This is a genomic window from Streptomyces geranii (assembly GCF_002954775.1).
GTDB lineage: Bacteria > Actinomycetota > Actinomycetes > Streptomycetales > Streptomycetaceae > Streptomyces > Streptomyces geranii.
Genome location: NZ_PJME01000051.1, coordinates 25,365 through 50,518, shown reverse-complemented (window position 1 = coordinate 50,518; position 25,154 = coordinate 25,365). Strand labels below are relative to the sequence as shown.

General features: G+C 69.5%; 23 protein-coding genes. 14 read left to right on the top strand and 9 right to left on the bottom strand.

Going from position 1 to position 25,154, the window contains the following annotated elements:
• Nucleotides 1-146 precede the first annotated feature (146 nt).
• Nucleotides 147-605, top strand: coding sequence for a hypothetical protein (locus CW359_RS36945; RefSeq protein ID WP_105974589.1), 459 nt, complete (start codon nucleotides 147-149; stop codon nucleotides 603-605).
• Between the two features lie 315 nt (nucleotides 606-920).
• On the opposite strand, the gene CW359_RS36940 is transcribed toward CW359_RS36945, so the two are convergent.
• The 5 genes from CW359_RS36940 to CW359_RS47215 all read right to left on the bottom strand — a co-directional run bounded on the left by CW359_RS36940 (nucleotide 921) and on the right by CW359_RS47215 (nucleotide 3,984).
• Nucleotides 921-1,310, bottom strand: a complete 390-nt coding sequence (locus CW359_RS36940) for a VOC family protein (protein WP_105974588.1) — start codon at nucleotides 1,308-1,310, stop codon at nucleotides 921-923.
• Between the two features lie 428 nt (nucleotides 1,311-1,738).
• Nucleotides 1,739-2,146: a hypothetical protein gene (locus CW359_RS36935; protein ID WP_105974587.1), complete on the bottom strand. Its 408-nt coding sequence runs from the start codon at nucleotides 2,144-2,146 to the stop codon at nucleotides 1,739-1,741.
• Between the two features lie 163 nt (nucleotides 2,147-2,309).
• Complete coding sequence (locus CW359_RS36930) at nucleotides 2,310-2,687, bottom strand: hypothetical protein (protein WP_232838770.1); 378 nt, start codon at nucleotides 2,685-2,687, stop codon at nucleotides 2,310-2,312.
• Nucleotides 2,688-2,774: 87 nt separating this feature from the next.
• A complete protein-coding gene (locus CW359_RS36925; RefSeq protein ID WP_105974585.1) occupies nucleotides 2,775-3,149 on the bottom strand; it encodes a Tox-REase-5 domain-containing protein in 375 nt (124 codons plus the stop codon).
• 22 nt (nucleotides 3,150-3,171) lie between these two features.
• The gene (locus CW359_RS47215) at nucleotides 3,172-3,984 is read right to left on the bottom strand and encodes a hypothetical protein (protein ID WP_157968707.1); all 813 of its coding nucleotides are present in this window, start codon (nucleotides 3,982-3,984) and stop codon (nucleotides 3,172-3,174) included.
• Nucleotides 3,985-4,349: 365 nt separating this feature from the next.
• On the opposite strand from CW359_RS47215, the gene rsmA reads away from it, so the two are divergent.
• The 5 genes from rsmA (at nucleotide 4,350) to CW359_RS36890 (ending at nucleotide 10,593) form a co-directional block, all read left to right on the top strand.
• Nucleotides 4,350-5,258 carry a 16S rRNA (adenine(1518)-N(6)/adenine(1519)-N(6))-dimethyltransferase RsmA gene (gene rsmA / locus CW359_RS36910; protein ID WP_105974582.1) on the top strand — a complete coding sequence of 303 codons (909 nt, stop codon included), beginning with the start codon at nucleotides 4,350-4,352 and terminating at the stop codon, nucleotides 5,256-5,258.
• On the top strand, nucleotides 5,255-6,154 hold the full coding sequence (locus tag CW359_RS36905) for a 4-(cytidine 5'-diphospho)-2-C-methyl-D-erythritol kinase (RefSeq protein WP_105974581.1): 900 nt from the start codon (nucleotides 5,255-5,257) through the stop codon (nucleotides 6,152-6,154). Before rsmA ends, CW359_RS36905 begins: the two co-directional genes overlap by 4 nt.
• A 295-nt stretch (nucleotides 6,155-6,449) precedes the next feature.
• Nucleotides 6,450-7,532 carry a peptidoglycan recognition protein family protein gene (locus CW359_RS36900; protein WP_232838769.1) on the top strand — a complete coding sequence of 361 codons (1,083 nt, stop codon included), beginning with the start codon at nucleotides 6,450-6,452 and terminating at the stop codon, nucleotides 7,530-7,532.
• Nucleotides 7,533-7,675: 143 nt separating this feature from the next.
• Nucleotides 7,676-8,455 carry an MHYT domain-containing protein gene (locus CW359_RS36895; RefSeq protein WP_105974579.1) on the top strand — a complete coding sequence of 260 codons (780 nt, stop codon included), beginning with the start codon at nucleotides 7,676-7,678 and terminating at the stop codon, nucleotides 8,453-8,455.
• Between the two features lie 164 nt (nucleotides 8,456-8,619).
• Nucleotides 8,620-10,593 carry a sensor histidine kinase gene (locus CW359_RS36890; RefSeq protein WP_105974578.1) on the top strand — a complete coding sequence of 658 codons (1,974 nt, stop codon included), beginning with the start codon at nucleotides 8,620-8,622 and terminating at the stop codon, nucleotides 10,591-10,593.
• A gap of 107 nt (nucleotides 10,594-10,700) precedes the next feature.
• On the opposite strand, the gene CW359_RS36885 is transcribed toward CW359_RS36890, so the two are convergent.
• Nucleotides 10,701-12,308 (bottom strand): S8 family peptidase, encoded by a 1,608-nt coding sequence (locus tag CW359_RS36885; RefSeq protein WP_105974577.1) that lies wholly within the window; start codon nucleotides 12,306-12,308, stop codon nucleotides 10,701-10,703.
• Between the two features lie 460 nt (nucleotides 12,309-12,768).
• On the opposite strand from CW359_RS36885, the gene CW359_RS36880 reads away from it, so the two are divergent.
• The 7 genes from CW359_RS36880 (at nucleotide 12,769) to galK (ending at nucleotide 22,452) form a co-directional block, all read left to right on the top strand.
• Nucleotides 12,769-14,574 carry an ABC-F family ATP-binding cassette domain-containing protein gene (locus tag CW359_RS36880; protein ID WP_105974576.1) on the top strand — a complete coding sequence of 602 codons (1,806 nt, stop codon included), beginning with the start codon at nucleotides 12,769-12,771 and terminating at the stop codon, nucleotides 14,572-14,574.
• Between the two features lie 243 nt (nucleotides 14,575-14,817).
• Nucleotides 14,818-16,572: an outer membrane protein assembly factor BamB family protein gene (locus tag CW359_RS36875; protein WP_105974575.1), complete on the top strand. Its 1,755-nt coding sequence runs from the start codon at nucleotides 14,818-14,820 to the stop codon at nucleotides 16,570-16,572.
• A gap of 48 nt (nucleotides 16,573-16,620) precedes the next feature.
• A complete protein-coding gene (locus CW359_RS36870; protein WP_105974574.1) occupies nucleotides 16,621-18,162 on the top strand; it encodes an outer membrane protein assembly factor BamB family protein in 1,542 nt (513 codons plus the stop codon).
• Between the two features lie 222 nt (nucleotides 18,163-18,384).
• Complete coding sequence (locus tag CW359_RS36865) at nucleotides 18,385-19,068, top strand: helix-turn-helix transcriptional regulator (protein ID WP_105974573.1); 684 nt, start codon at nucleotides 18,385-18,387, stop codon at nucleotides 19,066-19,068.
• A gap of 153 nt (nucleotides 19,069-19,221) precedes the next feature.
• Nucleotides 19,222-20,280, top strand: a complete 1,059-nt coding sequence (gene galT / locus CW359_RS36860; RefSeq protein WP_105974572.1) for a galactose-1-phosphate uridylyltransferase — start codon at nucleotides 19,222-19,224, stop codon at nucleotides 20,278-20,280.
• Nucleotides 20,280-21,242, top strand: coding sequence for a UDP-glucose 4-epimerase GalE (gene galE, locus CW359_RS36855; RefSeq protein ID WP_105974571.1), 963 nt, complete (start codon nucleotides 20,280-20,282; stop codon nucleotides 21,240-21,242). The genes galT and galE overlap by 1 nt, the downstream gene beginning before the upstream one ends.
• A 28-nt stretch (nucleotides 21,243-21,270) precedes the next feature.
• Nucleotides 21,271-22,452: a galactokinase gene (gene galK, locus CW359_RS36850; RefSeq protein ID WP_232838768.1), complete on the top strand. Its 1,182-nt coding sequence runs from the start codon at nucleotides 21,271-21,273 to the stop codon at nucleotides 22,450-22,452.
• A gap of 13 nt (nucleotides 22,453-22,465) precedes the next feature.
• Here galK and CW359_RS36845 read toward each other — a convergent pair whose 3' ends face one another.
• From CW359_RS36845 to CW359_RS36835, 3 genes are all read right to left on the bottom strand, one after another.
• Nucleotides 22,466-23,038 (bottom strand): hypothetical protein, encoded by a 573-nt coding sequence (locus tag CW359_RS36845; protein ID WP_157968706.1) that lies wholly within the window; start codon nucleotides 23,036-23,038, stop codon nucleotides 22,466-22,468.
• Between the two features lie 171 nt (nucleotides 23,039-23,209).
• Entirely contained in the window at nucleotides 23,210-23,410 is a 201-nt protein-coding gene (locus CW359_RS36840; RefSeq protein WP_105974569.1) for a DUF397 domain-containing protein, read from the bottom strand.
• Nucleotides 23,410-24,249: a helix-turn-helix domain-containing protein gene (locus CW359_RS36835; protein WP_232838767.1), complete on the bottom strand. Its 840-nt coding sequence runs from the start codon at nucleotides 24,247-24,249 to the stop codon at nucleotides 23,410-23,412. Before CW359_RS36835 ends, CW359_RS36840 begins: the two co-directional genes overlap by 1 nt.
• A gap of 145 nt (nucleotides 24,250-24,394) precedes the next feature.
• Between CW359_RS36835 and CW359_RS36830 the strand changes: the two genes are divergently transcribed.
• On the top strand, nucleotides 24,395-25,123 hold the full coding sequence (locus CW359_RS36830; protein ID WP_157968705.1) for an ATP-binding protein: 729 nt from the start codon (nucleotides 24,395-24,397) through the stop codon (nucleotides 25,121-25,123).
• The last annotated feature ends 31 nt before the right edge of the window (nucleotides 25,124-25,154 follow it).

Sequence of the window (25,154 nt, the reverse complement as noted above, 5' to 3'; positions counted from 1 at the left end):
CCCCTTGCACCCCTTCCACCCCTTCCACCCCGGCACTCGGCCCCCGCCTACACTCTCGCCCATGATCTCTCTGGACGACCCGCGCTGGCCCGCCCTCGACCACCGAGGGCTGGTCCGGGGGGAAGGGGGCGGAGGACGCCCCTTACGTGCCGGACGAGTTGAGGCACCTGGTGGACCAGCCCACCTCCCGTGCCCGGTTCAACGACCTGTGGCCGTACCTGTGTTCCGAGGGCACCGCCTGGCCCGCTGCCTACGCCTCGGTGCCGCATCTGGTCGCCATCGCGCGCGGCCTGCCTGCCGCCGACCGCGACGAATACCTGTACGTCGTCGGTCTCGTGGCCATCTGCTCCGGTGACCTGGGAGACGTCCCGACCGACCTGCCCGACGACATCGCGGACGCCTACCGCCACGCCCTCCCCGAGGCCCTGACCCTCCTGGCGGACACGCTGGTCACGGCGGAACACGACCAGATCACGACCCGCTATCTGCTCGCCGCGACGGCGGCACTCAAGGGGCACCCCGAGTACGCCGAGATCCTCAACGACCTCGACGTGTACGCCGAATGCCAGTCCTGCGGCGAACCGATGCTCGAACTCCCGGAGTAGCCGCGTGCGCCGCGCCCGCTGAAGCCGCCGTTCCCCTCGCCAGGTGATCGACGCCAACGCGGTGAGGCCCCCATTGGCAAGCCCCTTGTACATCACCTTCCGGCCGGGCCCGACTTCGCCCACGTGTACAGGTCGGCGACGAGCCCCTGGGGCAAGCTCAGCCCGGCGGCCGGACCATCGGCCCAGAAGCCCCCGAACCCCTCCGAACGCAGCGGACCTTCGCCGTCCGGTGCCGCTCGTCCCGGTAGCGCACGGGCCACAACGGACCGAGACGCGCGGCCGGTTGCCGAGCAGGCAAGGAATGAGTACCGCAGCTCATCGCGGCGCCAGCCACTCCTGGAGTTCGATCAGGTTCCCTTCCGGGTCCTCCAGGTGGGCGACCCGCATCCGGTCGCCCATCGGGCCCGGCGCCCGGGTGAAGTCCGCCCCGCGAGCGGTGAGTTCGGCGTGGGCGGCGTCCAGGTCGGCCACCCGGAGCACCACCAGGCTGCGGTGTCCCTCCGGCTCCGTACCCAGTTGCTCCAGCACGCCGGCCATCTGCGACCGGTCCTGCAGCGCGATCGCGGCGGGCCCGGTGTCGGGGCTGAGCTTGGCGTACGGGCCGTTCTCGGCCTCGAACTGTGGCTTGAGCCCGAGTACGTCGCGGTAGAAGCGGTAGACAGCTGGGAAGTCGGAGACCAGCAGGCGTATCTGGGTGAGTTCCATACCGGTCTTTCTAGCCCAGCCCCGGCTCCGGTTCCGGCGTGATCGCGATCTCTTGAGAGAGCCTTGCCGGAGTTCAGCGATGCACACTCCGTCCCGCTCGGAGCCTCTTCGGTCGTGGGCCCTCTCGTCCCTGCGGAACGAACGTCGGTATCAGTGCGGGTGGCAGGTCAGACACCATTCCGAACAGTGCCGAAGCTGTCTCGGCGTCGGGCTCGATGTAGACCACCCGGCCGGATCGGTGCGCTGTCGCGGTCTCCCCGCAGGGGCAGGCAGGCGGGCAGGCGGCGGCTGGTGGCGGCCGACAGGTCAGCAGAACTGTCTGCCTCGGGTTCGAGTCGCGTTCGGTGCCGCACCAGAAGCGACAAGGTGAGGGCGGCCCCCGAGATACGGGTGCCGCCCTCACCTTGTGTGTCCGTAACGCCGAGGCGTCAGAAGAGGATTCCCGATTCCATCGGGAAGTCCTCCGGCCAGGGCCCGTCGAACAGCGACTCCCTGCCGCCCATCAGCGCGTACTCCGCCTCGCGCCAGTCCGGGACGCCTCCTACGACGAAGCTGTCGCTGTCAGGGTCCAGCATCCATGTGTACGCCGCGTCGTCGGGTTTCAGCCCGTGCCGCTCGGTCAACACCGCGAACTGCTCGGGACTGGCACGCCTGATGTGCAGGCCATTGCGGTAGTAGGGTTGCAGGAGCATCAGCCTTACGTGACCGATATGCACATCGATGTGGGTCGAGGTCCCGTCGATCAGCGTCGCCTGGCTCTGCAGGAAGAGCTGCCGGTGGGACGGGTTGAACCCGACCACTCGGAACAGCCTCCCGGTACGGATGAAATCGGTCATGCCCGAAGCCCTCTCTTGATCACGGCACCGGCTCCCCGTTGGTCGGCGTGCGCCGGACGGCAGGTCGGACAGCACTGTTCTCGGTGAGCCGGCAATGGGGCCCGTACTCATCACAGGGCGAAGAGTGCGGGCCCCAGTCACGCGCGGGGAGTCGTTCGGTCGGCTATGCGGTACCGGCTTCGACTGCCTCAAGCGTTTCGCGGGTGATCTCGGGGACGAAAATGGCGTCGTCCCCCAGCCCCTCAGGAAGGTGGGCTCGGCTGTCCTCGCGAAACAGGAACGTTCCGCGAGGAGTGAGAATGCCCGCGCCAAGTCGGTTCGCGAGTTCAGCGATGATGCCGCGGATCTCGCCCAGCGCTGGACGGTCGACTCCGATGACGTTGTCGGCAACGGACAGTTCGGCCTCGCCGCCGTCTGCGGCACGGATCCAGAAATCCAAGGCGTTCGCCGCCTTTTCGGGTGCGGCATCGTAAGGAGCGACAATCGCCCGCACGACGTCCATGTCCGGCGGGGTGATCTCTCCATCAACGAACTTGTACATCGCCAGGCCGTAACTCACTGTATTCCCTTCTGGAAGTAACGATGCCTGGTGTATCCCGACTCCGAGGGGAGCTGGGGACACCGGTGTTCACCCGGTAACAGGGACGGGCCTGAACGTGATCTCGATACCCTTGACGTTGTTGTCAACCGCCCAGTGCCGCAAAGCGATTGCCGTTCTTTCGTTGTCCACGTACCAGACGACGGGCACACCGTTCGCTGCTTCGACCTGCTTCTTCATCGTACCTGTCTCCTTTGTGGGAAACCTGAGCTTGCCCGTGCTCTGCTCGATGAAGCTGTCGGGATAGTGCAGGTATTTGGCATCGATGAGAGTGCCGTTCTTGTAGCCGTCGAACTTGACGAAGCCACTCGCTTGGGAAGGTGCGGAGACCTTGTACACGAAGCCAAGTGGAACACCGTCCGTCACCGTCTGCTGGTAGATGAACTCAGGGTCGGTAGATTTCATCGACTCCCTTTCTGCAACCCACCTACCAGGCCCGCCCAGTTCGACCCAGCATTCTGGCACAGCGCTTGCAGAACGGGTCGTGAGGGATGCAGTGCGGGGGATCTTCTTGCATGCCTCGCCGAGTTCCCTGGCCACTGCTGTGCCGATACCGGCGATGACTTCGTCCCCCGAAGACGATGTCGACCGGGTCGATGTTCGCCTGGTACTCGGCGATCGTGATCGTGTGCGTGACCTCCTCGGACAGCTCCTTCGTCGGGTGCTCGCCCAGATAGACCGTCGCGTCGGACGGGCACGTGTACTGGGAAGGGTTCAGCTCCTCCGCCGTGCACATGTGCAGGTCGAGGATCGCCTTGAACCGGATCTCCGTGGTGATCGTGCAGTCGCCCTTGTAGAAGAGCTGGTCGATCCAGTTGTCGCAGCTGTCGGTTTTCTCCACGACCTCCGGTTCGCCGATCGGCTCAAGACGGTCGACGACAAAGAACATGTTGCCGATGGCACCGTCCTGGTCGACGACGGTCCCGGTCTCGATCTGCTGCGCGTTCGCGGCCTTCTCGGCGCTGTCGGCCGCCGTGCGGGCGTCCCTCGCCGCCCGCGCGGCCTCCGACGAGGCCTGGCGGGCGGCCGACGCGTCCAGGGCCGCCTGGTCGGCGGAGTCACGGGCGTCCTTGGCGTAGCAGCCCTTTGTCCTGGTCGAACGCCTTGGCCAGCGGAGTATCCGTTCCAGCGCTCCCGGTTCGCCGCCGTGTGCAGCTTGTCCGGGGTCGCGTTGATGGCGTCCTGCGAGGTGGTGAACATGCCCGGCCCGCCCAGCCGTAGCACCCCTGCCATCAGGCACTGGTCCTGTCGCAGCTGCTCCGCGGCGGCGCTGTCGAAACCGTCGTAACTGTCGGCCGTCAGACCCATGCCGGGCTGCCGGTCGGCTACGACCAGGTCGTTGCGGAAGCTGCGGAAGCTGCGGAACAGGCGTGGTCAGAAGCGCCAGGCGCACGCCGGACAGGCATGCGTGAACACCCGGAATCGCGGCACGGCGAAGTCCACCTCCCCGCGCCGACGATCAATGTAAGCACGGCATAAAAACGCCTGCTCAGAATTAATGAACAGGGCCGGGACCGGCCCCGGACACCCCCACGCCGAGCACCCTAGGCGCCGCCACTGACAACGGCCGCGAACTCACACCCCCACCCCCCGTACCCTTGACCCGTGAGTACCAGCCCCGCCCCCGACGCCCTCTTCGGCCCCGCCGACATCCGTGAGCTGGCCGATGTCCTCGGTGTTCGGCCCACCAAGCAGCGCGGGCAGAACTTCGTGATCGACGCCAACACCGTCCGGCGTATCGTGCGCACCGCCGATGTGCGGCCCGACGACGTCGTCGTCGAGGTCGGGCCGGGGCTCGGGTCGCTCACCCTTGCCCTGCTGGAGGCCGCCGACCGGGTCGTCGCCGTCGAGATCGACGACGTGCTCGCGGGGGCGCTGCCCGCCACCGTCGCCGCACGGATGCCCACCCGCGCCGACCGGTTCTCCCTCGTGCACTCCGACGCCATGCGCGTCACCGAGCTGCCGGGGCCCCCGCCCACCGCCCTGGTCGCCAATCTGCCGTACAACGTCGCCGTGCCCGTGCTGCTGCACATGCTGGAGACCTTCCCCAGCATTGAGCGGACCCTCGTCATGGTGCAGGCGGAGGTCGCCGATCGGCTCGCCGCTCCTCCCGGGTCCAAGGTGTACGGCGTGCCCTCCGTCAAGGCCAACTGGTACGCCGAGGTCAAGCGGGCCGGGTCCATCGGGCGCAACGTCTTCTGGCCCGCGCCCAACGTCGACAGCGGGCTCGTTTCGCTGGTGCGGCGGGCCGAGCCGCTCAAGACCACCGCGTCCCGGCTCGACGTGTTCGCCGTCGTCGACGCCGCCTTCGCCCAGCGGCGCAAGACCCTGCGCGCCGCGCTCGCCGGCTGGGCAGGTTCGGCCGCCGCCGCCGAGACCGCCCTCGTCGCCGCCGGTGTCTCCCCGCAGGCCCGCGGCGAGTCCATCGGCGTCGAGGACTTCGTCCGTATCGCCGAGAACAAGGTTCAAGAGCAGGACGACAGCGACGTCAGCGGGGAGTCCGGGCAGCTGTGAGCGTCACCGTACGAGTTCCCGCCAAGGTCAACGTCCAGCTCGCCGTCGGTGCCGCCCGCCCCGACGGCTTCCACGACCTCGCCAACGTCTTCCTCGCCGTCGGGCTCTTCGACGAGGTCACCGTCACCCCGGCCGCCGGGCTCCGGATCACCTGTGAGGGGCCGGACGCCGCCCAAGTGCCCCTCGACGGTACGAATCTCGCTGCCCGGGCCGCCGTCGCGCTCGCCGAGCGGTACGGACGTACGCCCGATGTGCACATCCACATCGCCAAGGACATCCCCGTCGCCGGGGGGATGGCGGGCGGGAGTGCCGACGGTGCCGGGGCGCTCGTCGCCTGCGACGAGTTGTGGGGCATTGGTGCCTCGCGTGTCGAACTTCTCGACATCTGCGCCGAGTTGGGCAGCGATGTGCCCTTCAGTCTGGTCGGGGGTGCCGCGCTCGGGGTCGGGCGGGGGGAGAAGCTGACCGTGCTGGAGACCGGTGGTGACTTCCACTGGGTGTTCGCCATGGCCGAGCGCGGGCTGTCCACGCCCGCCGTGTTCCGGGAGTTCGACCGGCTCGTCGCGGTCGCGGACAGTGAGGTTCCGCCGCCTGTGGCCTCGGCCGGGCTGCTCGACGCGCTCGCCTCCGGGGACCCGGACGCCCTCGCCGTCAGCGTCTCCAACGACCTCCAGCCCGCCGCGCTCTCCCTCTTCCCGGCCCTCGCCGACACCCTCGCCGCCGGTCGCGCGGCCGGTGCACTCACGGCTCTGGTCTCGGGTTCCGGGCCTACGACCGCCTTCCTCGCCCGGGACGCGGGGGCCGCTCGGCAGGTCGCCGAGGCGCTCGCGGCGTCCGGGACGTGTCGTTCCGTACGGGTGGCCGCCGGGCCGGTGCCGGGCGCCAGTGTGCTGTGACGGTGAGCACATAGAGTTACTTTCGGGTTACCCCATATTTCCGACCTCCACAGGGAATTCACTGTTCCTTGGCCCGGGGCGGTGCGGGTGGGGCGGACGTGACGCGTAGGGTCTTTTCAACTTCAAGCACTCGCCGTCGCACTCCCCTCACGGGTCGCACGAGTACGCGCGGCGTGGGGTCCCCCTTGAGTTGCCAACTCCCCCAGCACTTCCGGAAGGCATCTCCGTGTCCGTACCTCCCCCCTCGTCCTCGTCACCGTCCCATCGCAGGAAAGTCCCCGTCACCCGGCGCGGTGTGATCGGCGCCGCGGGCGCCGTCGCCGTCGGCGGCGCGCTGACCCCGGTGGTCTTCGCGGCCGGCAGCGGAGGCGACTCCGGCGCGTCCGTCACGACGGGCGACGCGTCCGGCACCGCCGGTACCGAGCCGCAGAAGTTCCCGGCCACCCGTACCGAGGCCGCCACCGGCACCGCAGAGACGAGCGCCGCCTTCGCCATCTCGTACGTCGGCGTGCGCTGGAGCGGTGCCGCGGACGGCGCCGGGATCAGGTTCGCGGACGGCGACTCCGCGCCCGGCAAGTGGCAGGAGCTGAGCGGCGGTTGCGCGACCGTCGAGGGCGGCGGTACGGCGCTGGTGGCGGCGGGGGACGCCACCGCGTACGAGCTGAAGCTGCCCGACGGCGCGAGCGCGAGCGGGGCGCGGTCGCTGGCGATCGACACCACCGGCGGCGCCGCCAAGACCTTCCACGTGCCGACCGAACCGACCCGGGTACGCGGGGTGCGGTACCTGTCGCGGCCCGCGTGGGGCGCCGACGAGTCGAAGCGGTACAAGGACGGCAAGGTCAACTCGCCCGAGGCGTACTACCCGTTCCAGACGGTCACCGTCCACCACACGGACACCCTGAACGCCGACCCCGACCCGGCGTCGACCGTGCGCGGCATCTACGAGTACCACGCGGTCACCCTCGACTGGGGCGACATCGGCTACCACTTCCTCATCGACGAGGCGGGCGTCGTCTACGAGGGCCGCTACTCCGGCGACGACCCGGTCCCGGCCTTCGACGCCGACGGCAAGCTCGTCACCGCCTTCCACACCGGCGGCTTCAACTCCGGCAACCTCGGCATCGCGCTGCTCGGCAACCTCGTCGCCCAGCCGCCCACCGACGCCGCCAAGGCCTCGCTGATCCGCCTGATCAAGGTCATCGCCCGCTTCAAGGGCCTCGACCCGCAGGCGAAGCTGACCTATGTGAACCCGGTCAACGGCGTCACCAGGGACGTCAACGCGATCAGCGGCCACCGCGACTGGCTCGCCACCGACTGCCCCGGCCAGACGATGTACGACCTCCTCGGCGAGGTCCGCACCGCCGTCGCCGCCAAGTAGCGCCAAGTAGCCAAGAGCGCCGCCAAGCAGCCGACAGCGCTTGGGCGAAGGGCACTTGGGTGTGCTGAGGGGCCGGTTCCCCGCCGGCCCCTCCCATGAAACCGCACAGTGCTGCCCGTGCCTCGGGCGAGAGGAATTCCCCCATGGGCCACATGGACCACTTCAGCGCCGGATGGATAACCCCCGTCCTCTCCTACGCGATGGCCTGTCTGGGCTCCGCACTCGGACTGCGCTGCACCGTACGGGCGTTGGAGTCCGACGGCGCCTCCAAGCGGAACTGGCTGACGCTCGCCTCCTTCGCCATCGGCTCCGGCATCTGGACCATGCACTTCGTCGCGATGATGGGCTTCAGCGTCGAGGGCACCCCCATCCGCTACGACGTCCCGCTGACCGTCCTCAGCCTGGTCACCGCCATCGCCGTCGTCGCCGCCGGTGTCTTCACCGCCGGGTACGGCCGCTCCCGGGTCCGGTCCGTCGTCCTCGGCGGGCTCGGCACCGGGCTCGGGGTCGCCGCGATGCACTACGCCGGCATGTACGCGCTCAATCTGCACGGCGCCGTCTCGTACGACCCGACGCTCGTCATGGTCTCCGTCGCCATCGCCGTCGTCGCGGCGACCGCGGCGCTCACGCTCACGCTGATCGTGCGGGGGCCGGTGCTGGCGACTGTGGCCGCGCTGGTGATGGGGCTCGCGGTGAGCAGCATGCACTACACCGCGATGTTCGCCGTTGATGTCGTGCTCGCGCCCAGCAGTGCGGAGTTGCCGGGAGCGACCGCCACGGAGTTCCTGTTTCCGTTGGCGGTGCTGTTGGGGTCGTTCCTGTTCCTTGCCTCGGCGTATGTGGCGTTGTCGCCGACTGGGAAGCGGGGGGAGGCGGCGGTCGCGGCGGAGTTGCTCCGCGAGGTCGAGCTGTCCACCGCCTAGTTTTTTCGCCCCCGCCGCCCCTACCCGTTCCCATCCCTGGGGGCTGCGCCCCCAGACCCCCGCTGTCGGCCTGAACGGCCTCGTCCTCAAACGCCGGACGGGCTGAAAACCAAGCCCCGACCGCGCTGAAAAACCAAGCCCCGCCCGCGCCGAAAAAGGTGACCATGACTCGCGCCGCCGAACGGCTTCGTCCTCGATCCGTGCGGGCGAAGATCGTTGCCCTGCTGATGCTGCCCGTCGTCTCCCTCATGGCGCTGTGGAGTTTCGCGGCGGTCACCACCGCGTCCACCATCGGGGACGCCGAGCGGGCCAAGGAGGTCAACTCCGAACTGCTCGCCCCCGTCGCAGACTTCGGCACCGCGATACAGACCGAGCGGACCGCCGCCGCGAGCACCGGTACCGCCGACGCGGACGCCCTGGTCCGCGTTCAGGTGGCCACCGACAAGGCGGTCGACGCCCTGCTCGACGGTGTCAACTCGTCCAGCTCCGACGCCGCGCTCCTCAACTCGGCCCTTCCCGACCGTCTCGACCGGCTCACCGCCGACGCCAAGGGGCTGAACACCCTGCGCGCGTCGAAGAGTGACAGCTACCCGGCGTACACCCGCATCGTCGAGGACGCCTTCGCCGTCACCGGCGCGCTCACCGGGGAGAAGGGCACCACCACCGCCTCCGAGGCCCGGGTCGTCCTCGAACTCTCCCGGGCCCGCGAGGCGTTGGCCCAGGAGGAGGCGCTCATCGCGGCCGGCGTCCGTGCCGGACGGCTCACCGGCGATCAGTACGCGCTGTTCGTCGGCGCGGTCACCGTCCAGCGGAGCCTGCTGAAGCCCGCGGTCGCCGATCTGCGCCCCGAGCACCGGACGGCGTACAACATCCTTCTGGAGAGCCAGAGTTACCGTCAGCTCGCGGCGATCGAGAATCGCGTCCGGAGTGCCGGGCCCGGTCGATCCGCCGTGGCCGACGGGCTGTTGAAGGGGTGGGACGGCTCCGCCGGGAGTGTGCTGTCGGCGCTCGGCAAGGCCGAGACCCAGGCCGGTACGGCCGCCGCCGCCAAGGCGAACCCGTTCGGCCTGGACACCCTCGGCGCATCCGGGATCGCCGTGGTGCTGGGGCTTGTCGGTGTGCTCCTTTCCCTGCTCGTCTCCGTTTCCGTCGGGCGCGGGCTCATCGTCGAGCTGCTCGATCTGCGCAACTCCGCCCTCGAAGTCGCCGGACGCCGGCTCCCGCAGGCCATGCGGCGACTGCACGCCGGGCAGGGTGTCGACATCGACGCCGAGGCCCCGCTGCACCGCCTCGCCGGGGACGAACTCGCCCAGGTGGGCACCGCGTTGACGGCCGTGCAGCGGGCCGCGCTCAAGGCAGCCTCCGAGCGGGCCGAACTCCTCAGCGGCATCTCCGGGGTGTACGTCAGCCTCGCCCGCCGCAGCCAGGTGCTGCTCCACCGCCAGCTCGACATCCTCGACCGGCTGGAGCAACGCCCGCGCGATGCCGCCGAGTTGCACGAGCTGTACCGCGTCGACTACCTCGCCACCCGGATGCGCCGGCACTCCGAGAGCCTCCTCATCCTCTCCGGCATCGCGCCCGGCCGCGGCTGGCGGGACCCCATCCCGCTGGCCGACACCCTGCGTGCGGCGGTCGCCGAGATCGAGGACGCGAGCCGGGTCCAGGTCTGGGAGGTCCCCCGGGTCTCGCTGAACGGCGGCTCGGTCGCCGACGTCATCCATCTCCTCGCCGAACTCGTCGAGAACGCCTCCTCGTTCTCCCCGCCCAGCGCCAAGGTGCGGCTGCGCGCGGCCCGGTTGCAGGGCGGCGTCCTCATCGAGGTCGAGGACAGCGGCTTCGGCATGAACGAGGACACGATGGCCGACGCCAACCGCAAACTCCGCTCGGAGAAGGTCGACCTCCTCGACGCCAAGCAGATCGGCCTGTTCGTGGTGAACCGCATCGCGGACCGCCAGGGCCTGCGCGTCGAACTCCGCGACTCCCCGAGCGGCGGCGTCACCGCGGCCGTGCTCATCCCCGAGAACCTGCTGCGCGACGACATGCCCGTGCACGACGCCGAGCACGAGGACACGTACGGGCGCGTGTTGTCGGCCACGGCTACGGCGCCGATTCCGCAGCAGCGCGGGCAGGTGCAGTAACTCCCCTACCCCTGGGGGTTCTTGTGAACGGCCGTGCGCCCCGGGTGAGTTGGTGTCCCCGGGGCGCACGGCTTCGGTTTCTGTCAGTCAGCCGGTGCGGGTGCGGCTCAGAAGGTGAGCTTCCAGCTGTTGATGTAGCCGGTGTCCGCGCTGTACACGTCCTGGACCTTGAGCTGCCAGGTGCCGTTGACGGTGGTCTCGCTGGACGCGTCGACCGTGTAGGTGGCGTCGACGTTGTCGGTGGAGTCCGAGGAACTGCTGCTCTTCAGGCGGTAGGTGGAGCCGTCCGGGGCGACCAGGTCGATGACCAGGTCACCGCGGTAGGTGTGCACGATGTTGACGTACACGGAGAGGTCGCTGGGCGCGCTGCCGGTGAGGCCGCTGACCGTGATCGGCGAGTAGACGGCCGAACCGGCGTCCGGGATGGACACGTCGGTGGTCGACTCGAAGGCCGTGCCGGTGTCGCCGCCGTCGTCGTCGCTGTCACCGGCCGGGGTGACCTGGAGGAGCAGGTTGGGGCTGCCGGTGCCGACGCTGGTGAGGGTGGAGCTGGAGGCGGCCGAGGTCAGCGCGGTGGCGACCTGGGCGGGGGTGGCGCTGGGGTTCTCGCCCAGGTAGACGGCAGCCGCGCCGGCGACGTGCGGGGACGCCATCGACGTACCGGAGAGTGAGGCGGTGGCGGTGTTCGACGTGTTGTACGTCGACGTGATGCTCGATCCCGGCGCGAAGATGTCGAGTGCGGAACCGTAGTTGGAGAACGAGGACCGCGCGTCGGCGCTCGTGCTGGCGCCCACGGTGATCGCGGTGGCCACACGGGCCGGGGAGTTGGAGGACGCGGTGGTGTTGTCGTTGCCCGCGGCCACGGCGTAAGTGACGCCCGAGGCGATCGAGTTGGCGACGGCCTCGTCGAGTACGGAGTCGGCGTCGCCGCCCAGCGACATGTTGGCGACGGCCGGGCTGACGTGGTTCTCGGTCACCCAGTCGATACCGGCGACGACCTGGTCGGTGGTCCCGGAGCCGGAGTCGTCGAGCACGCGCACGGCGACGATCTTGGCGGCCTTGGCGACCCCGTACGTGGCGCTGGCGACGGTCCCGGCGACGTGCGTGCCGTGTCCGTTGCCGTCGTTCGCGCTGGTGTCGCCGTCGATGGCGTCGTAGCCGTAGGAGGCGCGTCCGCCGAAGTCGGTGTGGGTGATCCGGACGCCGGTGTCGATGATGTACGCGGTCACGCCGCTACCGGCGCTCGACGGGTACGTGTAGGCCGAGTCGAGCGGCAGGTCGGCCTGGTCGATGCGGTCGAGGCCCCAGGTCGGGCTGGTCTGCGTGTCGTTGATGTGCAGGGTCTTGTTCTGCACGACCTTCGCGACGGCCGGGTCGGCGGCGAGCCGCTTGGCCTCGGCCTCGGTCATCTCGGTGGCGTACCCGTTCAGGGCCGACTTGTAGGTCCGCTCGACCTCGGCGCCGTAACGGGTCGCGAGCGCCTTGCCCTTGCTGGACGCGGCCCGGAAACCGGCGCTGTCCTTGAGGGTGACGATGTAGCTGTCCTTGATGGCACCTTCGGCATCGGCACCCTGGATCACACCGACGGCCGGGGCGGCGGCGGAGGCGGGACCGATGGCGGCACCGCCGAGAGCGAGCACGGAGGCGGCGGCGACGAGCGCGCCGAGAGCGCCGAATCTGAGGCCGGAGCCGGGGGTGGGGCGCCCGGCGGACATGGCTGTGGGGGAGTGCGGTACGGACACGGGGTGGTTCCCCTCTTGTACGACGTGCACGAATTGAACGGGGACGTGTGGGGGGTGAGGGGGGTGGCGTCTCCGTGGGCACACCGTCGCCGAATTGAAGAGATCACGTCAATTAGGGGAATCCCTACGTCCGGGTAACGGGAGGGCGCTGGGAGGGCCGGGAGGGCTGGGGGTGCCGGGGGCGCTGCCCGTCGCCGAGCAGCTGCAGCCGGCCTCACCCACGCCTTCGCCCTGGTGGCCCGGGAGAAGGACCCCGACCGGGCCCGCCTCGCCACCCGGCCCACCCCGTACATGGAGCCGAGGGGACGCGCCGCCGCCCGCTCCGACCCGCCCCCGGGAGCCGCGCACCGCGGCCTTCCCCACCACCAGGTGTGCCGCACCGGACCCGCCCCTCTACCCTGGAAGGTCGACCCACCCCCGCGTCAGGAGAAAAATGGCCGTCAACCTCGTCAATGTCGAGAACGTCAGCAAGGTGTACGGGACCCGTGCCCTGCTCGACGGGATCTCGCTCGGGGTGTCCGAGGGGGACCGGATCGGGGTCGTGGGGCGCAACGGCGACGGCAAGACCACCCTCATCCGGATGCTCGCCAAGCTGGAGGAGGCCGACACCGGGCGCGTCACCCACTCCGGCGGGCTGCGCCTCGGCGTGCTCACCCAGCACGACTCCCTCGACCCCGCCGCCACCGTCCGCCACGAGGTCATCCGGGACATGGCGGACCACGAGTGGGCCGGGAACGCCAAGGTCAGGGACGTACTCACGGGACTGTTCGGCGGGCTCGACCTGCCGGGGTTCCCGCAGGGGCTCGACACCGTCATCGGGCCGCTCTCCGGTGGTGAGCGGCGCCGGATCGCGCTCGCCAAGCTGCTGATCGACGAGCCCGACCTGATCGTCCTCGACGAGCCGACCAACCACCTCGACGTCGAGGGGATCTCCTGGCTCGCCCGGCATCTTCGTGAGCGACGGTCCGCGCTCGTCTGCGTGACGCACGACCGGTGGTTCCTCGACCAGGTCTGCACCCGGATGTGGGACGTGCAGAAGGGGGATGTCTTCGAGTACGAGGGCGGGTACTCCGACTACGTCTTCGCGCGTGCCGAGCGGGAGCGCATCGCCGCCACCGAGGAAGTGAAGCGGCAGAACCTCGTCCGCAAGGAGCTGGCCTGGCTGCGGCGCGGGGCGCCCGCCCGTACCTCCAAGCCGCGCTTCCGTGTCGAGGCCGCCAACGAGCTGATCGCCGACGTACCGCCGCCCCGGGACAGCAGCGAGCTGATGAAGTTCGCGTCGTCGCGGCTCGGCAAGACCGTGTTCGATCTTGAGGACGTCACCGTGCAGGCGGGACCGAAGGTGCTGCTCAAGCACCTCACCTGGCAGCTCGGCCCCGGTGACCGCATCGGCCTCGTCGGGGTCAACGGCGCCGGCAAGACCTCCCTCCTCCGTGCCATGGCCGAGGCCGCCCGCAGTGACGGGGAGAAGCAGCCCGCCGCCGGCCGGGTCTCCGTCGGGAAGACCGTCAAGCTCGCCTATCTCTCCCAGGAGGTCGGCGAACTCAACCCGAACCTCCGGGTGTTGGAGGCCGTCCAGCAGATCCGCGACCGCGTCGACCTCGGCAAGGGGCGCGAACTGACCGCCGGACAGCTCTGCGAGACCTTCGGGTTCGGGAGCGAGAAGCAGTGGACCCCCGTCGGGGACCTCAGCGGTGGTGAGCGGCGGCGGCTGCAGATCCTGCGCCTGCTCATGGACGAGCCCAACGTCCTCTTCCTCGACGAGCCCACCAACGACCTCGACATCGAGACCCTCACCCAGCTCGAAGACCTCCTCGACGGCTGGCCCGGCTCCATGGTCGTCATCTCCCACGACCGCTTCTTCGTCGAGCGCACCACCGACCGCGTCTTCGCCCTCCTCGGCGACGCCACCCTCCGTATGCTGCCGCGCGGTATCGACGAGTACCTGGAGCGGCGGCAGCGCATCGAGCAGGCCGCAGCCGCCGCCGTACCGGTGGCCGCCGCCAAGGCCGTCACCGAGAAGAGCGCCGCCGACAGCCGGGCCGCGAAGAAGGAACTCCAGAAGATCGAGCGGCAGTTGGACAAGCTCTCCGAGCGCGAGAGCAAGCTGCACACCCAGATCGCCGACAACGCCACCGATTTCGAGAAGGTGGCCAAACTCGACGCCGAACTGCGCGAACTCTCCGGCGAACGCGACGAACTCGAACTGCGGTGGCTGGAACTCGCGGATGACGCGTGAAGTTCACAGACAGGGCATGAAGGACACGTGAACGCGCATAACGGCGGCATCACGGAGCGGTTCGCCCTTGGGAACAGAGGCGGTCGGGGCGGATACAGTCCGGTGCGGCACGGCCACGGAGTGGTAGAAAGGGCCTTCTGAGACACCCTGAGCGGGCCCGACCACCCAGTACTCCACCAGTACTTCGTGCCTCTTGCGCACCTCAGGGCGTGGCTAAAAATCAGCTGAAGGGGGAGCGCGCTGATGACCCAGCCGCCCAGCCAGCCGCCCCAGGGCGGCTTCGGACCACCGCCCGAGGTGCCGCAGTCCGCGCCGCAGGGCTCGCCGTACGGGACCCCGCCGCCCCCGGCGGGCCCGCCACCCCTGCCGACGGTCCCGCCCCAGTCCGGCCCCTACGCCCAACCGGGCCCGTACGGCGGCCAGTCCGGGCAGCACGCGCAGCCCGGATATCCGGCCCAGCCGGGCCCCTACGGGTACGCGCCCGCCCCCGGCTACGGCTACCCCGGCCAGCTGCAGCCCCCGCAGTTCCCCGGCGCCCCCGTACCCCCGCCGCCGCCCGGCCCCGGCAACCCCTTCAAGCGGCGCCCCGCCCTGCTGTTCGGCGCCGCCTTCGCCGCGCTGCTCGTCATCGGGGGCACGGTGTACGCCGTGACCGGTGGCGGTGACGACAAGAAGCCCGCGTCGGCCGGACCCGACCTCTCCGTGCCCCCCTCCGGCCCCGCCAACCCCGGCACCGACGACGGCGACAACGGCGGCGGGACCGCCGGTGCCGACCCCGACAACCTCAACGAGGGCCGTCAGGCGGGCGAGTCGAAGGTGCTCTGGTCCAAGGACGCCCCGGACGCACCCGCTTCCGGCGCCGACGCCAACGGCATGTGGATCACCGGCAAGGTGGCCGTGAAGGCGGCGTACAAGCAGGTGTTCGCGTTCCGCGTCGCCGACGGGGCCACGGCCTGGGGGCCGATCACCTTCCCGCAGAAGATCTGCGCCGTCACCCCGCAGAAGTCCGCCGACGACAAGATCGTGGTCGCCTACATGAACGGCGCGAGCGAGCGCGCCAAGTGCAACAAGCTCCAGCTCCTCGACCTGAACACCGGAGCCAAGGGCTGGAGCGCCGAGGTCGCCGACGGCGCGCTGTTCGACAGCTCCCTCAGCGTCGAGCTGACGATCACCAAGTCGACGCTGATGGTGGGGCGTTCGCAGTCCGGCACGGCGTACGACCTCGCCACCGGCAGCAAGCTGTTCGACAAGGTGAAGTACGGCGCTGCCTGCTTCCCCGCCGGTTTCGCGGGCGGCGCGAAGCTGATCGCCGTGTCGTCGTGCGGGGCGGGCACCTCCACCGAGCACGACGAGGTGCAGGAGCTGGACCCGAGGACCGGGGCCGCCAAGTGGACCAGGGCGATCCCCAAGGGCTGGGCGGTCGGCCGTACTTACTCCGTCGACCCCGTCGTCCTCTACCTCACCAACGAGGACAAGAAGTCGTGGAACATCTCCACGCTCGCCTCCGACGGCGGCTTCCGCTCCGAGGTGACGGTCGACGAGTCCTTCGCCCCCGTCTGCGGCTGGGCGATCCTCGAACGCGACCTCCAGGGCTGCCAGGGCGTCACCGCCGACGCCCAGACCCTCTACCTGCCGACCGAGGCCGGCACAGGCGCCAACGAGATCGTCGCCATAGACCTCGCCACCGGCAAGCAGAAGTGGCGCGTCAAGTCACCCGCCGACGAGTCGATGCTGCCGCTGAGGATCGAGGGCGACCAGCTCATCGCCTACGTCGAACCGTCGTACGACACCGGCGGCCAGGTCGTGTCGATCCCCGTCACCGGCAGCGCCCACACCCCGAAGACGCTGCTGAAGAACCCCGCGTCCGCCGCCGGCGTCGAGAACGGCTTCTACTCCAAGGCGTACGACTGGACCGACGGCCGCTTCTACCTCTCCACGACCAGACTGAGCGGCAAGGACACCGAGAAGGAGAAGCTGATCCTCGCCTACGGCAAGTAGGCCGCCCGCCCCCCCTTCTCCCCTCCCCGCTCCCGAGGTACCCACGCCATGACCCAGCCGCCGCCCCCGCCGCCGCCCAGCCAACCCCCGTACGGCTACGGCTATCCGCAGCAGCCGCAACCCGGCTACCAGCCCCAACCGCCCGCCCCGCAGCGGAAGTCGAACGCCCAGGCGATCATCATCGTCTCGGCGGTCGCCGCGATCGCGCTGATCATCGGCAGCGGGATCTGGTACTCGTCGACGAAGAACGACGGGACGGACGGGACCGGCGACCGGGCGGCGACGAGCGACAAGAACAGCGCGGCGACAGGCGAAGGCACCGGAAACACCGAGAAGGCGCCCGCGAACACCGCCTCCAAGGTCCTCTTCCAGCTCCCCGAGCCCGCCGTCGGCGCCGACGAGAGCAGCACGACCGTCGTCGGCTCCTGGCTCACCGACAAGGTGTACGCCAAGAGCGGGCGCGCGGAGATCGTCGGCTACGACCCGGTGAAGGGCACCAAGCTCTGGACGGTCCCGCTGCCGGGCCCGGTTTGCGCGGCGAGCCGCCACACCACGACGGGCAACCAGACTGCGATCGTGTACGAGCCCGCCATGCCGACCAAGGACAAACCCTCGCACGGCTGCAGCCAGGTCGCGGCGATCGACCTCGACGCGGGCAAACAGCTCTGGACCCGCACGGTCAAATCCGGTGACCAGGTGGTCAACCTCAACAACGTGACGGTCAGCGCGAGCACGGTCGCCGTCGGCTCCACCAGCGGCGGCGCCGCCTTCGACCTCACCGGCAAGCAGCTCTGGGCCCCCAAGCCCACCGACACCTGCTACGACGCGGGCTACGGCGGCGGCGAGAAACTGGTCGCGGTGCGCAAGTGCGGTGCGTACGGCTCCCGCCAGCTCGACATCCAGACCATCGACCCCGTCTCCGGCAAGGTCCTCTCCGAGTACGCGATGGGCAAGGGCATCGAGGACGCGAGCATCGTGTCCACGAACCCCCTGGTCGTCGCCGCCGACGTCAACCGCTCCGCCGGTGACGGCAGCGGCATCTCGGACATCTTCTCCATCGATAACAGGACGGGACAGCTGCGTACGAAGATCTCGGCGCCCGGCGACAAGTACGCCGCCAAGTGCGACGGCATCACCAGGATCGAGTACTGCACCAAGCTCGCCGTCGGCAACGACCGGCTGTACATCCCCACCGAGAACCACGACGGCACCGGCGAGTACAGCAAGACCAACGAGATCGTCGCCTTCGACCTCGCCACCGGCAAGCAGGACGGCCAGCGCGCCGACGCGGGCGACGGCTACACGATCTCCCCGCTGCGCATGGACGGCGGCAACGTGATCGCGTACAAGAGCCCGCCCTACGACAAGGGCGGCCAGGTCGTCAGCATCGACGGGGACACGTTCGCGCAGACGAAGCTGATGGAGAACCCGGCGACGAAGGAGGTGCGCGAGGTCGAGACGAGCATGCAGCCCGAGTACGCCGAGCTGATCTACGGCGACGGCCGCCTCTACCTCTCCCAGGTCTACGCCCGCAAGCCCTCCGACGTGGGCGGCACGAGGTACCTGGCCATCGCGTACGGCACCGGCTGAACCGCTGCTCAGGACCGGGATGGTGCGCGTACTACATCAACACCCTCGAATGAGAGGATTTTCGGCGATCCGGGGCACTTCTCTCCAGTAGGGGAAGCGCAACGTCGAACAAGCGTGTAGCTTCCGGGGGCATGAGAAGCGGGGGAGCCGGGGGGCTCCTGTCCGTGGGGACCAATGGGCATCCAGAAGGGACAACCATTGGGGGGACTGGGGGGTGGCTCGATGGGAGTGCGGCTGATGGTGGTCGACGACCACCGACTGCTCGCCGAGGCGCTGGCCTCGGCGTTGAAGCTGCGCGGGCACCGGGTGCTCGCCGCGGCGGCGCCCGCCGCGGGCGCGGCGGAGCTGGTGATCGCGCGGGCGCCCGAGGTGTGCCTGCTGGGCACGGCCACACCGGCCGAACCGGGCATGTTCGACCCGGTGGTAAGGATCAAGCGCGAGCGTCCACAGGTGGCGGTCCTGGTGCTGGGCCCGGTGCCCAGCCCGCGCGGCATCGCCGCCGCCTTCGCCGCGGGCGCCTCCGGGTACGTACGCCATGACGAGCGCATAGAGGGCGTCGAGCGCGCCATCATGAAGGCCAGAGCGGGCGAGGCGGCGGTCGCGCCGCAGCTGCTGCAGGGCGCGTTCAGCGAACTCCTGAACCCCGCCGCCCAGCCCGACGACGAGGGCCAGCGCCTCCTCCAGATGCTCACGCCGAGAGAGGTCGAGGTCCTGGTCCGGGTCGCGGACGGCGAGGACACCCGCCTCATCGCCGCCGGCATGGGCATCGCGCCCAGCACGGCCCGTACGCATGTGCAGCGGGTGCTGATGAAGCTGGGGGTCGGGTCGAGGCTGGAGGCAGCGGCCCTGGCGGCCCGTACGGGACTGCTGGACAGGGCGGGTCCGGTGCGGCAACAGCAGCACTGACGGCACTTCCAGACCGCGGAGCCGGAGTTCCCTTGAACTCCGGCTCCGCTGGCGTTCCACGGACAGGCTGGCCATACCGGCCGTTGTGGATTTATGATTTGATGTGTTCGGTTCTGTTTGAAGCTAGGTGTGTGTACGGATGGAGAGTCCGGCGTGAAGAAGACCTCGACGAGGCTCGCCGACGGTCGTGAGCTCATCTACTACGACCTGCGCGACGACACAGTTCGCGACGCGGTGGACCGGCGCCCCCTGGAGCGCACGGTGACCACGTCGCAGGTACGCCGGGACCCGCTGCTCGGCGACGAGGTGGCCATCGCCTCGCACCGCCAGGGCCGCATCTACCACCCGCCGGCCGACGAGTGCCCCCTGTGCCCGACCGAGGGCGACCGGCTGAGCGAGATCCCGGACTCCTCGTACGACGTGGTCGTCTTCGAGAACCGCTTCCCCTCGCTGGCTGGCGACTCCGGGCGCTGCGAGGTGGTCTGCTTCACCTCCGACCACAACTCGTCCTTCGCCGACCTCACCGAGGACCAGACCCGGCTCGTCCTGGAGGCGTGGACCGACCGCACGTCGGAGCTGTCCCACCTCCCTGCCGTCGAGCAGGTGTTCTGCTTCGAGAACCGCGGCGCCGAGATCGGCGTGACCCTCGGCCATCCGCACGGCCAGATCTACGCGTACCCCTTCACCACCCCGCGTACGGGCCTGATGCTGCGCTCGGTCGCCGCGCACAAGGAGGCGACGGGCGGCGAGAACCTCTTCGACGAGATCCTGGAGAGCGAACTGGCAGGTGAGCGGCTGGTGTTGGCGACCGACCACTGGGTCGCCTTCGTGCCGTACGCCGCCCACTGGCCGTACGAGGTCCACCTGTACCCGCGCCGCCGCGTGCCGGACCTCCTCGCGCTCGACGAGGAGGCGCGCACAGAGTTCCCCAAGGTCTACCTGGAACTCTTGAGGCGCTTCGACCGGATCTTCGGCGAGGGTGAGCCGCCTACGCCGTACATCGCGGCCTGGCACCAGGCGCCGTTCGGCACCCTGGAGGAGTTCGACGGCGTCAACCGCGACGACTTCGCGCTCCACCTGGAGCTTTTCACCATTCGCCGTACTTCCGGCAAGCTGAAGTTCCTCGCGGGCTCCGAGTCGGGGATGAGCGTGTTCATCAACGACATCCAGCCGGAGTCGGCGGCACAGCGACTGCGAGAGGTAGCGAGTTGATGAGCGGTAAGTACCTGGTCACCGGCGGTGCGGGCTATGTCGGCGGGGTGGTCGCCCAGCATCTGCTGGAGGCCGGCCACGAGGTCGTCGTCCTCGACAACCTCTCGACGGGCTTCCGGGAGGGCGTCCCGGCAGGTGCCACGTTCGTGGAGGGCGACATCAAGGACGCCGCCAAGTGGCTGGACTCTTCCTTCGACGGCGTCCTCCACTTCGCGGCCTCCTCCCAGGTCGGCGAGTCGGTGGTGAAGCCCGAGAAGTACTGGGACAACAACGTCGGCGGCTCGATGGCCCTGCTCACGGCGATGCGCGAGGCGGGCGTCCGCAAGCTGGTCTTCTCGTCCACGGCGGCGACGTACGGCGAGCCGGAGACGACCCCGATCGTCGAGACGGCCCGCACCTCCCCGACGAACCCCTACGGTGCCTCGAAGCTGGCCGTCGACCACATGATCACCAGCGAGGCGACGGCCCACGGCCTCGCGGCGGTCTCGCTCCGCTACTTCAACGTGGCGGGCGCGTACGCGACGCAGGGCGAGCGCCACGACCCCGAGTCCCACCTGATCCCCCTGGTCCTCCAGGTCGCCCAGGGCAAGCGGGAGGCGATCTCGGTCTTCGGCGAGGACTACCCGACGCCGGACGGCACGTGCGTACGGGACTACATCCACGTGGCGGACCTGGCGGACGCCCACCTCCTGGCCCTTACGGCGGCGCAGCCGGGCGAACACCTGATCTGCAACCTGGGCAACGGCGAGGGCTTCTCGGTCCGCGAGGTCGTCGAGACGGTACGCCGGGTCACCGGCCACCCGATCCCGGAGGTCGTGGCCCCGCGCAGGGGCGGCGACCCGGCGGTCCTGGTGGCGTCGGCCGAACGGGCCAAGACCCGCCTGGGCTGGAACCCGACCCGGTCCGACCTGGCGGGAATCGTCGCGGACGCGTGGGAGTTCGCGCAGCGCAACAGCAAGTAGGACGTAGGAAAGGTAAGAGGTAGAGGGCATGACGGGCATGACGGGCAGCACCACCGCGGATGTCGCCGAGGCGTTCGAAGGGCTGTACGGATCGGTACCGGAGGGAGTGTGGGCGGCGCCGGGCCGGGTCAACCTGATCGGCGAGCACACCGACTACAACGACGGCTTCGTCATGCCCTTCGCCCTCCCGCACACGGCGCTGGCAGCGGTCTCCCGCCGCACGGACGGCGTCCTGCGCCTGCACTCCTCGGACATCGAGGGCGGCGTCACCGAACTGCGGGTGGCGGACCTGACACCGGAGTCGGACAAGAGCTGGACGGCGTACCCGGCAGGCGTGGTCTGGGCGCTGCGGGACGCGGGCCACGGGGCGGTGTCGGCGGGCGCGGACATCCACCTCACGTCGACGGTCCCGACAGGCGCGGGTCTGTCGTCGTCGGCGGCGCTGGAGGTAGTGGTCGCCCTGGCCCTGAACGACCTGTACGAACTGGGCCTGGAGCGCTGGCAGTTGGCCCGCCTGTGCCAGCGCGCGGAGAACGTGTACGTGGGCGCCCCGACCGGCATCATGGACCAGACGGCGTCAGCGTGCTGCACGGAGGGCCACGCCCTCTTCCTCGACACCAGGGACCTCTCCCAGGACCAGATCCCCTTCGACCTGGCGGCCGAGGGCATGACCCTGCTGGTGGTGGACACCCAGGTCAAGCACTCCCACAGCGAGGGCGAGTACGGCAAGCGCCGGGCGGGCTGCGAGCGGGGCGCGGAGCTGCTGGGCGTGCGGGCGCTGCGGGACGTGCCGTACGAGGACCTGCCCTCGGCGCTGACCCGCCTGGGGGAGGAGGAAGAGGTACGCCGCCTGGTGCGCCACGTGGTGACGGAGGACCACAGGGTCGAGCGGGTGGTGGAGTTGCTGAAGTCGGGCGGCGACACAAGATCGATCGGCCCGATCCTGACCGAGGGCCACGCCTCCCTCCGGGACGACTTCCAGGTCTCCTGCCCGGAGTTGGACCTGGTCGTCGCGTCCGCCGTCGACTCCGGCGCCCTCGGCGCCCGGATGACGGGCGGCGGCTTCGGCGGCTCGGCGATCGTGTTGGTGGAGGCGGGGGACGCGGAGCGGGTGGGCAAGGCGGTGGAGGAGTCGTTCGCCGCCGCCGGCTACACGGCGCCCCGGGTGTTCGCGGCGGTGCCTTCGGCGGGGGCGCGTCGGGTCGGATGACAGAGGGCTTGAGCTAAGCGCCTTTGGTGAATATTCGACCCGTTTCGTCAGTCCAGGCCTGTAGGCGCAGCGCCTGATCGTGGGAGGCGGCACCGCTGATTCCGACTGCCATGCCGCCTGCCCCGATCGCGCCACCGGCGGTGGCTGCGGTGGCGCCCCCGGTGAAGACGGCCGCCCCTGCCACGATCATGGGGATGCCGATGACTGCGCCGATGATCGTGACGGTCAGCAGGACGCCGAAGAAGATCATGCCGATGCCGACCAGTGCTCCGGCGAAACCGATGCCGCCCACAGCGGTACCTGCGGCAACCCCGGTCGCCCCCACGACAAGAGCCGTCCCGCCATTGGCCTGGTGGGTCCGGGAGAGGAGGACGGCTCCAGGCATACGGTGGATTTGCGTCCATCCTTGGGCTGTCATGTAGCCGATGAACCGCGTCAGTTCTGCTTCCCGCTGCTCGGGATCGATGAGCTTGCCGTAACCACGGAACACCACTTGGGCGGGAGCCTCCGCGCCCCACTGTGGTGTTTTCAGCTGTGCGATGCTCTCGGCCTTCGACAGTCGAGGTTTCTGTGTGGGGTCCCTCATGGCTCTGCGCTCCGCCCGAATCATCCCTCTGTGCCCATTGCACACCTTGTGGTGAGGGCGCGCGAGGTGGCAGAGCCAAGCGCGGGCCACCGGTGGTGGTAGACCTGAGGCTTGTCCGCTGTCGGTGTGTCTGCCGGGTGTACGGAGCAGATCTGCCGAGGTGGTGCCAGGTCAAGACCTCACGGCGTTGACGAACTGGGCGAATGCGTCGACGGCAAGCGTGACCACACCTCGAACAGGTGTCTTGGAATCACGTATCCCCACTCGTGACAGGGAGCGGGCGACCTCGACGCACTCGTTGTCGGCCGCGCTGTAGCTGCTCTTGAACCAGTCCGCTGCTGCGAACTCGGCGGATCCTGCGGTGTTGTTCATCAGGTGAGCTCCTGTCGTGCCGCAGTCAGTAGATCGAGGCTGAGTGACGCGTCGGCCGCTTGCGATCTCAGGTAGTCAAACATGAGTCTGTAGTTCTGGACTTCGGACGGATCGTCAAGGTAGAGCCCCCGCTTGTGGAGTTCGAGGTAGACGACGTTCATCCCGCAGAGCGGGTCTCCCTCGTCGTCACGGCCCAGGACGAGGAAGTGGCCGCCCGAGCCGGCCGCATGGGCACCGGTGGCGAACCGGAGGATCTGAATGTCCACGTTGGGGCGCTGCGCCATGGTGTGTAGGTGGTCGAACTGCTCGACCATCGCATCCGTTCCGCCGACGGGCCGTCGGAGCACTGCCTCGTCGAGGACCACCCACAGGTGCAGCGCGGGGGAGCGCTCCAGAATCGCCTGCCGCTTGGTCCGGGCGTCCACCTTGTTCGCGATCGCATCCGCCTCCGTGCGGACGTCCTGTGCCTCGTGCAGTGCCAGCGCATAGCGCGGGGCCTGGAGCAGACCGGGGACCAGGGCGTTTGCGAACACGTGCTCGTACGAGGCGACATCCTCGAAGGACATCAGCGGATCCATCACCTCGGGTACGGCTGGGTGATCCATCCACCAACCGTTCTCCTGGTTGCGGACGAGCTGGATCAGGGTGTCCCGTTCCTCTGGCCTGGCACCGCATGTGTCGGCGAGCGCCGCCACGGTGGGCACCCTGAGCTTGGCGCGGTCCTGCCACGTCTCGTACCGATTCACGGTTCCGACGGAAACCCCCGCCCGCTTGGCCACTTCGGACTGCGTGAGGCCTGCCCGGGTGCGAAGTGCCCTGAGTCCGCGGGCGATCTGCATGCGACCAGCGGGGCCCGCTGATCCTCGTACGGTCACCGTTTCGTCTCCAACTCGGCCGCTGTCAAACGGTATTCAATGGTTGTGGTGAGCGTCGCGGTCGGCGTTTACCCAACTTCTCGTATGCCCCCACAGAGAAGGAGCCCTCATGCGAATGGACCGCGCCGGTACGCCCCGAGTACGCCTCCTGCGGCAAACCGGCATCGACGGCCACGGCCCCGTCTCCCGCATCGCCGACCGGATCGAGGCCGCCCAACTCGGCCTCGCGAACCGCCTCCTCGGCCGGGCCCGGGAGATGATCGCCGTACCCGGTGCCGCCAAGGTCGCCGAACTCGGCCTAATGGCAGAGCAGTTGGCGGACGCACTCCGCGACGCGCTGCTCATCGCCGAGTACCGTGGCGTTCGTCTGGACGCGGTCGAGGACATGCGCGGCACGATGAATCCCGGCCCGGCTGATTCCAGCAATCTCTGCCAATTCTCCCTCCCCGGCGACGACCTGGCCTCCGGGCCGGCCGCCCGGCACCGGGTACGAGCCGAAGCCACCGCATGGGGCCTGCCGCCAGAAACCCTGGACGACCTGGAGTCGATCACCGGCGAACTGGTCGCGAACGCCCTGGAGCACAGCGACAGCCGTGCAATCACGATTGCGTGCGCTCTCACCGCAGATACGCTTGCGGTCAGCGTGACCGACGGGGGCAGCGGATGCGCGCCCGTGGTTCCCGTGCCGATGGGGCAACAGGGGCCGCGGCAAGAGAACGGGCGCGGACTGCTGATCACCGACGCGCTGGCCGACCGGTGGGGAACGCGGAGGTCGGGCAGGGGGCTGGAGGTCTGGGCCGAGGTCGCAGTGCGCACGACCGGGGGAGTGCCGACATGAAGGCCGCTCTCACCTCCGTACACACGCCACC